Source organism: Staphylococcus sp. FSL W8-0305 (genome assembly GCF_037966415.1).
In the GTDB taxonomy this organism is placed as follows: Bacteria; Bacillota; Bacilli; order Staphylococcales; family Staphylococcaceae; genus Staphylococcus; species Staphylococcus aureus.
The window spans coordinates 398,455-411,080 of record NZ_CP150198.1 but is presented as its reverse complement, the minus strand read 5'-3'; the positions used below and the strand labels follow the sequence as shown (position 1 = coordinate 411,080).

General features: G+C 31.7%; 12 protein-coding genes and 3 pseudogenes. 1 reads left to right on the top strand and 14 read right to left on the bottom strand.

Annotated elements, in window-relative coordinates; all coding sequences use genetic code 11:
• The 9 genes from NST10_RS02190 to mtnN are packed head-to-tail and all read right to left on the bottom strand — an operon-like array spanning position 1 to position 5,668.
• Positions 1 to 717, bottom strand: coding sequence for a class I SAM-dependent methyltransferase (locus NST10_RS02190; RefSeq protein WP_000084835.1), 717 nt, complete (start codon positions 715 to 717; stop codon positions 1 to 3).
• A 2-nt stretch (positions 718 to 719) separates the two neighbouring features.
• Complete coding sequence (gene rsfS / locus NST10_RS02185) at positions 720 to 1,073, bottom strand: ribosome silencing factor (RefSeq protein WP_001088020.1); 354 nt, start codon at positions 1,071 to 1,073, stop codon at positions 720 to 722.
• A complete protein-coding gene (yqeK, locus tag NST10_RS02180; RefSeq protein WP_001019324.1) occupies positions 1,074 to 1,658 on the bottom strand; it encodes a bis(5'-nucleosyl)-tetraphosphatase (symmetrical) YqeK in 585 nt (194 codons plus the stop codon).
• Positions 1,648 to 2,217, bottom strand: a complete 570-nt coding sequence (gene nadD, locus NST10_RS02175; protein ID WP_000822938.1) for a nicotinate (nicotinamide) nucleotide adenylyltransferase — start codon at positions 2,215 to 2,217, stop codon at positions 1,648 to 1,650. Before nadD ends, yqeK begins: the two co-directional genes overlap by 11 nt.
• A 2-nt stretch (positions 2,218 to 2,219) precedes the next feature.
• Positions 2,220 to 2,510, bottom strand: a complete 291-nt coding sequence (yhbY, locus tag NST10_RS02170; RefSeq protein WP_000955232.1) for a ribosome assembly RNA-binding protein YhbY — start codon at positions 2,508 to 2,510, stop codon at positions 2,220 to 2,222.
• A 3-nt stretch (positions 2,511 to 2,513) separates the two neighbouring features.
• A complete protein-coding gene (gene aroE, locus NST10_RS02165) occupies positions 2,514 to 3,320 on the bottom strand; it encodes a shikimate dehydrogenase (RefSeq protein WP_000666750.1) in 807 nt (268 codons plus the stop codon).
• 13 nt (positions 3,321 to 3,333) lie between these two features.
• On the bottom strand, positions 3,334 to 4,434 hold the full coding sequence (gene yqeH, locus NST10_RS02160) for a ribosome biogenesis GTPase YqeH (RefSeq protein WP_001280132.1): 1,101 nt from the start codon (positions 4,432 to 4,434) through the stop codon (positions 3,334 to 3,336).
• On the bottom strand, positions 4,435 to 4,962 hold the full coding sequence (locus NST10_RS02155; protein WP_000524902.1) for a YqeG family HAD IIIA-type phosphatase: 528 nt from the start codon (positions 4,960 to 4,962) through the stop codon (positions 4,435 to 4,437). It lies immediately after the preceding gene.
• 19 nt (positions 4,963 to 4,981) lie between these two features.
• Positions 4,982 to 5,668: a 5'-methylthioadenosine/S-adenosylhomocysteine nucleosidase gene (gene mtnN / locus NST10_RS02150; RefSeq protein ID WP_000579273.1), complete on the bottom strand. Its 687-nt coding sequence runs from the start codon at positions 5,666 to 5,668 to the stop codon at positions 4,982 to 4,984.
• Between the two features lie 313 nt (positions 5,669 to 5,981).
• On the opposite strand from mtnN, the gene NST10_RS02145 reads away from it, so the two are divergent.
• Positions 5,982 to 6,251 carry a hypothetical protein gene (locus NST10_RS02145; protein ID WP_000829750.1) on the top strand — a complete coding sequence of 90 codons (270 nt, stop codon included), beginning with the start codon at positions 5,982 to 5,984 and terminating at the stop codon, positions 6,249 to 6,251.
• Between the two features lie 201 nt (positions 6,252 to 6,452).
• Here NST10_RS02145 and NST10_RS02140 read toward each other — a convergent pair.
• The 5 genes and pseudogenes from NST10_RS02140 to NST10_RS02120 all read right to left on the bottom strand — a co-directional run bounded on the left by NST10_RS02140 (position 6,453) and on the right by NST10_RS02120 (position 12,614).
• Positions 6,453 to 7,204: pseudogene (locus tag NST10_RS02140) on the bottom strand (exotoxin beta-grasp domain-containing protein).
• A 547-nt stretch (positions 7,205 to 7,751) separates the two neighbouring features.
• Positions 7,752 to 8,971: pseudogene (locus tag NST10_RS02135) on the bottom strand (Fic family protein).
• Positions 8,972 to 9,260: 289 nt separating this feature from the next.
• Positions 9,261 to 10,489: pseudogene (locus NST10_RS02130) on the bottom strand (NRAMP family divalent metal transporter).
• Between the two features lie 11 nt (positions 10,490 to 10,500).
• On the bottom strand, positions 10,501 to 11,253 hold the full coding sequence (gene pxpA / locus NST10_RS02125; RefSeq protein WP_001261800.1) for a 5-oxoprolinase subunit PxpA: 753 nt from the start codon (positions 11,251 to 11,253) through the stop codon (positions 10,501 to 10,503).
• Complete coding sequence (locus tag NST10_RS02120) at positions 11,253 to 12,614, bottom strand: acetyl-CoA carboxylase biotin carboxylase subunit (RefSeq protein ID WP_000942731.1); 1,362 nt, start codon at positions 12,612 to 12,614, stop codon at positions 11,253 to 11,255. The genes pxpA and NST10_RS02120 overlap by 1 nt, the downstream gene beginning before the upstream one ends.
• Between the last annotated feature and the right edge of the window lie 12 nt (positions 12,615 to 12,626).

Below are 12,626 nucleotides of genomic sequence, written 5' to 3'. Positions count from 1 at the left end.
TTATTTTTTCGCAATGAAAAACAATCTTTCTGCATCTTCATTATGTTCATCTATATTAAAATCAGTAAATGTTTCAACATGTTTAAAACCAACTTGAGTTAACCAAGACAAATATGTCTTTTCATCAAATGTTCTCTGAAAATGAGACTCGTCAAATCTTGAATATGTTTCATCTTCATGTCGAATGAAAAATGTCATATCATGATAAACACTTAAAGGTAAATCTCCTTGCACAGCATCCCATGCTAAAAAAATGTCCCCTTTATCATCAATATAACTTTGATTATTAAACAAAGTCATCATTTTATAAACAGTATGTACATCAAAAATAAATACACCTGAATCAGCCAGATGACGATAAACATTGATGAATGTTTCAATAACAGCAGTTTCATCTTGCAAATAATTTAGAGAGTCACAAAAAATAGTGATGATATCAAATTGTTGTTGCAAATCAAACGATGTCATATCTCCTTCAAGCCAATTTACATTTGCTGATTTTTGAGCTGCAACAGTCAACATATCAACACTTAAATCCATACCAGTAACATTACCTAAAGCTTCTAATTGAACTGTTAAACTACCAGTACCGCATCCAATATCTAAAATATTTGATTCATCTTTGCAGTGATTTTTTACAATTTCAAACCATTTTTCATATGGTTGATCTTGAGTCAATTGATCGTACACTAGGCTCATTTCTGCATATTGCGACATAATTAATACGCAACCTGACCATATGATTCTAATGGTGCATCTTGATATAACTTTTCAATATTATAATAATTTCGTTCGTCTTTATGGAAAACATGTACCACAACATCAGCTAAGTCAATTAATATCCAACGCGCTTCATTGTAACCTTCCATACGTTTTACTTCTATATTTTGTTCATTGGCTACTTCTTTCACCGCTCTAGCAATCGCTTGAACTTGTCGTTCATTATTTCCGTGCGTTACAACAAAATAATCTGTCATATCGCTGATACCTTTCATTTCTAAAGAAATCGTATCTTCGCCTTTTTTATTGTCAATTGCATCCACAGCAATTGCTAATAATTCTTGTGAATTCATTTAATCATCCTTTATTCTTTCGTCACTATAGTTATAATAATTTAAACAGTCAATTGTCTTATTATATACCGTAATATCTTTCTGTATTAAAAATAGTACTGTGCGTTTAGAAATTTCATAAATTGTCTTATCTAAACTACCTTGATTGTATGCCATATCTCGAATATCATCAACTCCTGGGATTGTTCTACCAGGTTCGATGTAATCTGCAATAAAAATCAGTTTTTCAGTTTTTGTCATTTGTTGACGTCCCGTAGTATGGTATTTGATAGCCATTAATACTTCCTCATCATTGATACCATATTCATGTTCCATGATTGCTGCACACACTGGGCCATGCAATATTTCACTACCATAACTCAGTAGATCATTACCTAATTCGTATTGTCGAACAATTTGATACATTTTACCTAAATCATCATATTTACAGAAATCATGTAATACACCTGCTAATTCTACTTTACTAGTGTCTCCATCATAAATTTCTGCTAATTTAATCGCTGTTTCTGCAACTCTTAAAGAATGATTATAACGTTTCTCTGGCAGTTTCTCTTTTGCAAGCCGTTTTGCTTTTTCAATGTTCATATAATCCTTCCCCCTTAATATAGTTTTCAACGGATTTAGGAACAAGAACTTGGATAGATTTACCTTTACTAACTCTTTGTCGAATCATTGTCGAACTTATATCTACCCTAGGTATCTGAATTGCAATCATACCATTTTCAACATTTTGACTATTTTTGTCTCGATTTACAACTACAAAAGTAACCATTTCTTTTAAGTATTCAATTTGATACCATTTCTCTAGTTGGTTATACTGATCCGTCCCAATAACAAAGTACAACTCACTGTCTTTGTGTTGCTCCTTGAATGCCTTGATCGTGTCATAGGTATAACTTTGACCACCACGTTTAATTTCATCGTCGCAAATATCTCCAAAACCAAGCTCGTCGATAACCATCTGTATCATTGTTAATCTGTGCTGAACGTCTATAAAATCATGGTGCTTTTTCAATGGAGACATAAAACTAGGTAAAAAATAAAATTCATCTGGCTGTAATTCATGAAATACTTCGCTAGCTACTATCATATGTGCAGTATGGATAGGGTTAAACTGACCGCCGTAAAGTACTATCCTTTTCATTATTATGGCAATTCAATTTCTTTATTTTCTTTAGATTCTCTATAAATCACGATCATAGATCCAATCACTTGCACTAATTCACTATGCGTAGCTTCGCTTAATGTTTCAGCTAATTCTTTTTTATCATCAAAGTTATTTTGTAGTACATGTACTTTAATCAATTCTCTGTTTTCTAACGTATCATCTATTTGTTTAATCATGTTTTCGTTGATACCGCCTTTTCCAATTTGAAAAATCGGATCAATATTGTGTGCTAAACTTCTTAAGTATCTTTTTTGTTTGCCAGTAAGCATATGTTATTCTCCTTTTAATTGTTGTAAAACTGCTGTTTTCATAGAATTAATATCAGCATCTTTATTAGTCCAAATTTTAAAGCTTTCCGCACCTTGGTAAACAAACATATCTAAGCCATTATAAATATGGTTTCCCTTGCGCTCTGCTTCCTCTAAAATAGGTGTTTTATATGGTATATAAACAATATCACTCATTAAAGTATTGGGAGAAAGATGCTTTAAATTAATAATACTTTCGTTATTTCCAGCCATACCCGCTGGTGTTGTATTAATAACAATATCGAATTCAGCTAAATACTTTTCAGCATCTGCCAATGAAATTTGGTTTATATTTAAATTCCAAGATTCAAAACGAGCCATCGTTCTATTCGCAACAGTTAATTTGGGCTTTACAAATTTTGCTAATTCATAAGCAATACCTTTACTTGCACCACCTGCTCCCAAAATTAAAATGTATGCATTTTCTAAATCTGGATAAACGCTGTGCAATCCTTTAACATAACCAATACCATCTGTATTATACCCTATCCACTTGCCATCTTTTATCAAAACAGTGTTAACTGCACCTGCATTAATCGCTTGTTCATCAACATGATCTAAATACGGTATGATACGCTCTTTATGAGGAATTGTGATATTAAAGCCATCTAATTCTTTTTTTGAAATAATTTCTTTAATTAAATGAAAATCTTCAATTGGAATATTTAAAGCTTCATAAGTATCATCTAATCCTAAAGAATTAAAATTTGCTCTATGCATAACGGGCGACAAGGAATGTGAAATAGGATTTCCGATAACTGCAAATTTCATTTTTTAAATCACCTTATAAAATAGAATTTCTTAATACAACATCAACATTTTTAGGAACACGAACGATTACTTTAGCTCCTGGTCCTATAGTTATAAAGCCTAGACCAGAGATCATAACATCGCGTTTCTCTTTGCCTGTTTCAAGTCTAACAGCCTTTACCTCATTAAGATCAAAATTTTGTAGATTTCCAGGTGGCGTTAATAAATCGCCAAGTTGATTACGCCATAAATCATTGGCCTTCTCCGTTTTAGTACGATGTATATTCAAGTCATTAGAAAAGAAACAAATTAACGGACGTTTACCACCTGATACATAATCTATGCGCGCTAGACCGCCGAAGAATAATGTTTGCGCCTCGTTTAATTGATATACGCGTTGTTTTATTTCTTTCTTAGGCATAATAATTTTCAATTCTTTTTCACTAACTAAATGCGTCATTTGATGATCTTGAATAATACCTGGTGTATCATACATAAATGATGTTTCATCTAATGGAATATCTATCATATCTAAAGTTGTTCCAGGGAATCTTGAAGTTGTTACTACATCTTTTTCACCAACACTAGCTTCAATCAGTTTATTAATCAATGTAGATTTCCCAACATTCGTTGTCCCTACAATATACACATCTTCATTTTCTCGAATATTCGCAATTGATGATAATAAGTCGTCTATGCCCCAGCCTTTTTCAGCTGAAATTAATACGACATCGTCAGCTTCCAAACCATATTTTCTTGCTGTTCGTTTTAGCCATTCTTTAACTCGACGTTTATTAATTTGCTTCGGCAATAAATCCAATTTATTTGCTGCTAAAATGATTTTTTTGTTTCCGACAATACGTTTAACTGCATTAATAAATGATCCTTCAAAGTCAAATACATCCACAACATTGACGACAATACCCTTTTTATCCGCAAGTCCTGATAATAATTTTAAAAAGTCTTCACTTTCTAATCCTACATCTTGAACTTCGTTATAATTTTTCAAGCGGAAACAACGTCTGCAAATCACGTCATCACCAAACATATTATGCTCTGGTACAAACCCAGGTTTATTTTTATCTTCAGATTGAAGTGGCGCACCACAACCGATACATTTTAAAATGTCAGACAATCAATTTTCCTCCCATGTGATATAACCTTTTTTACTGAAATGACGTAATAATCGTCTTTCAATTAATCTATTAAACTTAGTAATAAAGCCATCCGTTCGTTTAACTGGAACGACCATAATTGTATATAAACCTCGACGGTTACCACCAAATACATCAGTAAGCATTTGGTCACCTATAACAACAGTTTGATCAGGTCTTATATTCATCTTAGTTATTGCTTTATCAAACGCTTTTCCCATTGGCTTTCTCGCTTTAAAAATAAAATCGATGTCTAAATGCTGACTAAAACTAGCAACACGAGACTCATTATTATTAGACACAATTGTAATAGTGATTCCTTTTTCATTAGCTTCCTTAAACCATGCTTTAACACGTTCTGTAGGTTCTTTAACATCCCAACCTACTAGCGTATTATCTAAATCTGTAATAATACCTTTAACGCCTTTGTCCACTAACTTGTCTAAATCAATTTGAAATATTGATTGAACATATGAATTCGGCATAAAAAACTTGCGAACTAAACCCATTTAACTCACCTTTACCTTTTTATAATTGAGACACTAATGCTTCAACAGTTTGACTTGATGATACCGCTGCTTTTTCTAAAAATGCTTCGAAACTCATTTCCGCTTCTCCATTTGCTAAGTCTGAAACTGCACGAACTACAACAAATGGTACATTAAATTGATAACATGTTTGTGCAATTGCAGTTGCTTCCATTTCAACCGCCATCGCATTTGGAAATGCTTTTTTAATTTTTTGGCGTTGTTCAACACTACCGATAAAGCTATCACCACTTACAATTAAGCCTACTTTAGCTGTTAATTGTTGTTGTTGTACAACTTGAGATACTTTTTCTATTAAAGGTTTACTTGATTGAAATGCTACCGGCATCTGTGGTACTTGTCCATATTCATAACCAAATGCTGTTGCATCCGCATCATGATATTTTACATCATCACTTATAAGAACGTCACCTACATTTAAACTTTCATCTAAAGCTCCAGCAGAACCTGTATTAATAATGATGTCCGGTTTAAACTTATTAATTAATAATGTCGTAGAAATTGCAGCATTAACTTTTCCAATGCCGCTTTGGGTAATCACTACTTCTCTATCTTTTAAAATGCCAGTATAAAATTTAACATGTGCAACTGAAATTTCGCTTAATTGTGTTAATTTATTTTTTAATATTGTTACTTCTTCTTCCATGGCACCAATTATACCAATCATCCTTTGATTCACCTCTTTTAAAAAATCCTAGCATTTGTTATTTTATCACATTTTAATCACTACAACGACAAGTATCATGATTTTCATTACTGTATAAAACTTTTGCTTTATTTTTATAAAAAGCTTTCACAATACCTTGGTATCATAAATAATTATTTATGAACTCATAACAGTGAAATAGATGCTTCTAATTTGTGTATTTTTCAAAAACTAATCATATCAATTACATCAACCAATAGTGTCAAGAAACTTTATTAAATAACAGGAAAATGATATGTTTAAAATAATAATGATGAAATAAGAGGATTTTACAATGGCTGAAAATAATCAAAATAGTCTCGTAACAAAGATAGCTACATACGGCAGTTTTATTGCAATTGCGTCGTTTGTCATTTTATTTATAAGTATATTTTTAAAGTTTTCATTTAATATCGAGTTTACAGCAACAATTATGAACATATGTCGCTACACTCTAATTCTAGGATTTATACTTATGTCCTTACCTGATGTTGTTGATAAAAACATTAAGAAAATTATATTCGATGCATTTATTATCATCGTCTTTATCTTCTTTTTACTATAGTAGTTTTATTTTGTAATTATACAGTTAATCATATTTGTTTCGTATCGAATTCCTGTGTGCATTAAAGATTATTCTAATAGAAAACAGCAGTAAGACTTTTCTGAGTAATAGCCTCCTTACTGCTGTTTTTATTTGTAACAATATAATGACAGGTACTTTATATTTCACTGTCAAAGATCATTAATGATTAACTCACTTAAATTATGATTTGAATAAATAGATATCTAAATGCAATTTGTCACTATTGATAGTTTTATTATCAGCATACATTTTTAATACCTCATGACCATACTCACCATTTAAATTATAAAAATCATATTCTACATTTTTTCATCATCATTATGATATTTAACATACCCTTTAACAATGTCGCCACCTTGTTCGTACAACTTATACTTCTCATTCAAATAATTTCTTAATTGAACATCTAATTCTTGAATGGTAACAATTTACTTTTTCGTTTTCACTGCAGTTAGTTCTATTTCTGTTTGATGTCCGTCAATCCATAAATTACAAGGTATATTCTTATAATCATCGTATTTATTATTGTCACTTAAAGTAACACCACCATAACTACATTGCGTTTTATTGGTTTCTCCCCCATGACATTCATAGCTATAGCTTCCAGCATATACATCAATATTCTTATTTATAAATTTCTTTGAAAGTGCCTCATTTTCGAATTCAACTTTTAAATCTTTTTTCCAAGCATCATTTAAGAACATGTCATGAAATAACAAATCATGCTTCAACAGTCTATCATTTGTTTTTTTATTTTCAAGATCAGTTGGATTAGCAAATGACACCTTAGCATTATATAGACGCTTGGAATCAAGTTTACTTTTATGATGTAAGTCTGAATATTCGATTGCACTTGCTGAATTTGTAAAAATTCCTTCTAACAATAATATTAAAATAAATCCTGTTAAATATTTTACTTCAAACTCCCCCAAAACAATTATTAATTTACATTTGAGAGCGAGACATAAATGATAAACAGGCTAGGAAAGAAATCAATGTTCTATGCTCTACGAAGTTATATTGGCAGTAGTTGACTGAACGAAAATGCACTTGTAACAAGCTTTTTTCAATTCTAGTCAACCTTGCCGGGGTGGGACGACGAAATAAATTTTGCGAAAATATCATTTCTGTCCCACTCCCTTGAGCCTACAATTTTGATTTATGTATCACACTCATAATACTTTTCAATTTGAAATACTCTGTTCGCAATTATTAGTTGAGTTATATCAACCAATACAGTGTAAACTTAAAAATTCCAAACCGTTTAACAGTATATCAGAAAAAATGATAATTATTTCAATTATTTTTATTAAATTTCATAATGATTCATATAATATTCGAATTAAAACATCACAATACTGATACACAACAAAAAGAGCAGTACACTTGTCATGCACCACTCTCAACAAATATATTTTTTAATGAAGCAATTACGCAATCTTACAAATACAATAAGTATAGCTGAATCACATATTACATTTATTTTATAATCGAATTTAGAAATTCATCACTTATCTCATAAATTGTTGGTCTACTTTTAATTTTAACTAAGTAGTTACCAAATTTTTTAATTGTATTATTAATTTTTACTCTTCCTACTCCCAATATGTTTTCTAAATCAATTAATGTTAATCTATTTCTTTTATTTCCAAACAATTTATCCATTGAAAGGAGATACAAAAATTCATAATCTATCTTTTTATAATGACTAGTTAAATAAAGCGTTAATTTTTCAGTCGCATCCATTTTTGGTATTAACTCATCAAGTATTCTTTCTTGTCCTGCTATCAATAACTCAAGCATTGTGTCAATAAATTCCGTCAAATCACCACAATTCAAATGATTTGAAGCAGTCATAAACGCCTTGTAATATTTCGATTTATTCCTATTTATAACATATGAAAATGTCAAAGCAGTATAATTATCATAATAATCACTCAAGAGCTTGGCAATTATAAATCTTCCAACTCTACCATTGCCATCATAAAAAGGATGTATATATTCAAACATATAATGACTAGCCATGATTTTGAACGGCTGAGGCGCATCAAAATATTTTAAAAATGTTAGCATTTCACCTATATATTCAACAATTTTGGTTTCAGGTTGTAACCCAACATGTATATATTTATTCGTTGACCCATCATGCACACCGACAAAATTTTTACGAAATAGCTCTCCATCTAACTTATCTTGTTCGTTAATTTCATTTGAAACTAATTTATCATAAATCGCTCTAATGTCTCTTACATTATCAACTTTAATTTTTTTATTAAGTTCTATCTCTTTATATTGATCCACGAGGCCCCTGAACTTAAGAAAGTCTGATGCTTGGTTATTTAACGCATGTGCAATCTCTTGTTTAGTACTAAATACATTTTCAATTTCATTAGTACTTTGTAATTCATCGATTAATAAATCATTAAAATATTGTTCTCTAGCTGCATATGGTAAAGAATTAAGTGCTCTATCAATTTTTCTACTATTAATTGATATTAATTCTTGTTTTTTGATAGATTTTTAGTCACCATAAAGAATAGAGGATATTCCAAATCATTAACTTTTTTTCCATTTTCCATAGGTATGATATTAATATTAGTATTGAAAGATGCTAAAGAATTAAATCGCTTAATATACTCTTCCTTCATTTTACTTTCATTGTGTTCATGAAAAATACTTTTTAAAGTTCTGTAACCCATTTGCAGCCTCCTCTACTCATTTAAAATGTATTTTTAGTCCAATAAATCCATTTTCATTAGATTAGCTAAATATTATCACTTTTTTTCTTTAAAAACTATATAAATAACTATTTTCTCAATCAATAGAAAAAGATTTTTCATCATAACAAAAAGAGCAGTACACTTGTCATGCACCACTCTCTCTTAAAATATATCTAATTATGCTGTATAAATGAATCACCGATAATCAAAACACATTTCGGCCTAATACTAACAACATTTACAGTGATGCTATTAGTCGAAATGTCTTTTAAAATAACTGAAGCACTTCTTTGAATGAGAATATACCTGTCAATATTGTAACAAGTACTGCAACGATACCAAAGATGAACATCCAATTTGGGTGTTTATAATCACCTACAATTGATTTCTTTTTACTTGCAATCAAAATTGCACCTAACGTAATAGGTAAAATCCATCCATTTATCGCGCCTGCTATAATTAAAAGGCTGATTGGTTTTCCAATAAATAAGAAAATCATTGTTGAAATAACGATAAACACAATCACAATTAAATTACTTCTTTCTTTAAGTGATTTATGAAGTGTTTTTAAAAATGTTGCGCTTGTGTATGCTGAGCCAATTACTGATGACATAGCTGCAGCAAATAACACAATACCAAAAATATTCTTTCCAATTGGTCCAATTGCGTGTTCAAAAACTGACGCTGGTGGATTTTCAGAACTTAGTGTCACACCTGTTACAACAACTCCTAATACCGCTAGGAAAAGTAACGTTCTCATAATACCTGTAGTTTACCTGCAATTGCTGATTGATTTACAAATGGTAAATATTGCTTACCTTTAATGCCAGAGTCTAATATACGATGTGCACCTGCAAAGGTAATATAACCACCTACAGTTCCACCAACTAACGTAATGATTGGCAAGACTAATTTCATTGGATGTTCTGGCGCAAATGTATGCACAAAAGCATCACCATAAGGTGGATTAGAAACAAACATCACATATGCCACAACTAAAATCATCACAATACCAAGAATCATTGAAACAACGTCCATAATTTTTTGTCCACTTTTACTTACAAAGATTAATATTGCAAAGATTGCAGTAATAGCTGCGCCCCATTTTACATCTAATCCAAAAATTGCATTTAAACCTAAACCGGCACCAGCAATATTACCAATATTAAAAGCTAGACCACCAAATGCAATCAATATTGAGATAACAGTACCAAGCCCAGGAACAACTTTATTTGATATTTCTTGACCTCTTAAACCAGTTACAACTAATATGCGCCATATATTAATTTGTGCACCAATGTCAATGATAATAGACAGTAATATGGCAAATGCGAAACTCGCCAAAAATTGCGATGTAAATACTGCCGTTTGTGTTAAAAATGCTGGTCCTATTGCAGAGGTTGCCATTAGAAATACAGAACCTAACAATAATCTCTTATGGTTTTTAGTAAATTCAAAATCACTTTCGCGATGTTTAAGCTTTAAATTTCTCCCCATTTTTTAGCCCCCTATAAGGATTGAATATCAATGCCTTCTTTCATTAAAATTTCTCTAATTTTCGAAACAAATAATAATGCATGTTCTCCATCACCATGCACACAAATTGTATCTGCTTGTAACGTTACTTCCTTATTGTTTTTTGAAATAACTTTATTTTCCTTCACCATCTTCAAAACCTGCTTAAGTGCTTCGTCAGTATCAGTAATCACAGCATCACTTTCTTTTCTACTAACGAGCTGCCCATCATCTTCGTATCGTCTATCAGCAAACACTTCAGAAGCTGTAATTAATCCGACATTCTTTGCTTCTGAAATTAGATATGAATTTGCTAATCCTACTAACACTAGTGATGGATCAAAGTCATAAACAGCTTGTGCTATAACGCTTGCTATTTCTCTGTCTTTTGCACCCATCTGATACAATGCACCATGTGGTTTAACATGATTAATTTTAACTTGATGAATGCGACAAAACCCTTGTAATGCACCTAATTGATAAATCATCAAATTATAAATCTCCTCGTTAGAGATATCTATATTTCGTCTGCCAAAGCCTTTCAAATCAGGTAAACCAGGATGTGCACCTACTGCAACATTATGTGCTTTGGCAAGTTTTACCGTTTCATTCATTACATTTTCATCACCAGCGTGAAAACCACAAGCAACATTCGCACTTGTAATTAACGGAATAATTTGATGATCACCACCAAAGGAATAATTTCCAAATGCTTCGCCTAAATCACAATTCAAATCAACTCGCATTATAATTCCACCCCTTTAACAATTTGATGTTTTTCTAAAAATTTAATATCAACATCTTTTGCATCTCCATCACGATATAGTGGATAATTTAAAACTGCATATAAAAAATCGGCAGTTGTAGAAAATCCATCTATCACCATTTCATCTAAGGTAGCTCTCAATTTATCAATTGCTGAAGCTCTATCATGAGATTTTACAATTACTTTAGCTACTAAAGAATCATAATATGGTGAAACTTGATAACCGTGATATAGTAAAGAATCGACTCGCACATTAAAGCCTTGAGGTAAATGTAACGCTGTCACTTTACCTGGTGTTGGTTGAAATTTCTTTTCAGGATTTTCGGCATTTATTCTCGCTTCTATCACATGACCATTAAATTGAATATCGTTTTGTGAAAAAGGTAAATGATTATGTTCCAATAAATACAATTGTGCTGCAACCAAATCACGTTCTGCTCGCATCTCTGTAACAGTATGTTCAACTTGTATTCGAGCATTCATTTCAATAAAGTAATGTGCGTTATCAGTTACTAAAAATTCAATCGTACCTGCACTTCTATAATTTGCTGCACGTGCAACTTTAACAGCATCGTTACATATTTGTTGTCGTCTTTCTTCAGTTAATGCTGCACAAGGAGATTCTTCGATTAATTTTTGATTTTTACGTTGTACAGAACAATCACGTTCCCCTAAATGTACATAATTATCCTGCCCATCCCCCATAACTTGAACTTCAACATGTTTTGCAACAGGTATAAAAGCCTCAACATAAACACGATCATCATCAAAGTATTTTTTTCCTTCACTTTTAGCTTCTTTAAATGCCTTTTCTAAATCTTCAGCTTTCTTTACAATACGTATACCTTTACCACCACCGCCACTGGCAGCTTTGATAACAACTGGATAACCGATGTCTTTGGCAAGCTTCTCAATTTCAGACACATGATTCACAGCATCATTTGATCCTGGAATCACAGGAACACCTGCATGATGAACTGTTTGTCTTGCTGTTATTTTATCCCCCATCATTTCCATCGTTTTTTTAGTAGGCCCTATAAACGCTATGCCTTGTTCCTCAACGGTTTGAGCAAATTTTGTTGATTCTGATAAAAAGCCATATCCTGGGTGAATTGCATTAGCACCAGTGATTTGTGCAGCAGATATGATGCGGTCAATATTTAAATAACTATCTAAAGCATTAGCTTCTCCAATACATATAGCTTGATCCGCTAAATGTACATGCAAGCTTTGCTCGTCCCCTTTTGCATAAACTGCTACAGTTTCAATCCCATATTCTCTGCAAGCTCTTATAATCCTTACAGCAATTTCACCTCTGTTCGCAATTAAACAACGAAGCATTTACTTACCCCC

What these genes read in the sequence shown, in the direction of transcription:
- rsfS (WP_001088020.1), bottom strand. Translation starts at nt 1,073, where the DNA reads ATGAATTCACAAGAATTATTAGCAATTGCTGTGGATGCAATTGACAAT.
- NST10_RS02145 (WP_000829750.1), top strand. Translation starts at nt 5,982, where the DNA reads ATGGCTGAAAATAATCAAAATAGTCTCGTAACAAAGATAGCTACATAC.
- NST10_RS02190 (WP_000084835.1), bottom strand. Translation starts at nt 717, where the DNA reads ATGTCGCAATATGCAGAAATGAGCCTAGTGTACGATCAATTGACTCAA.
- NST10_RS02155 (WP_000524902.1), bottom strand. Translation starts at nt 4,962, where the DNA reads ATGGGTTTAGTTCGCAAGTTTTTTATGCCGAATTCATATGTTCAATCA.
- mtnN (WP_000579273.1), bottom strand. Translation starts at nt 5,668, where the DNA reads ATGATTGGTATAATTGGTGCCATGGAAGAAGAAGTAACAATATTAAAA.
- nadD (WP_000822938.1), bottom strand. Translation starts at nt 2,217, where the DNA reads ATGAAAAGGATAGTACTTTACGGCGGTCAGTTTAACCCTATCCATACT.
- yhbY (WP_000955232.1), bottom strand. Translation starts at nt 2,510, where the DNA reads ATGCTTACTGGCAAACAAAAAAGATACTTAAGAAGTTTAGCACACAAT.
- yqeK (WP_001019324.1), bottom strand. Translation starts at nt 1,658, where the DNA reads ATGAACATTGAAAAAGCAAAACGGCTTGCAAAAGAGAAACTGCCAGAG.
- pxpA (WP_001261800.1), bottom strand. Translation starts at nt 11,253, where the DNA reads ATGCGAGTTGATTTGAATTGTGATTTAGGCGAAGCATTTGGAAATTAT.
- aroE (WP_000666750.1), bottom strand. Translation starts at nt 3,320, where the DNA reads ATGAAATTTGCAGTTATCGGAAATCCTATTTCACATTCCTTGTCGCCC.
- NST10_RS02120 (WP_000942731.1), bottom strand. Translation starts at nt 12,614, where the DNA reads ATGCTTCGTTGTTTAATTGCGAACAGAGGTGAAATTGCTGTAAGGATT.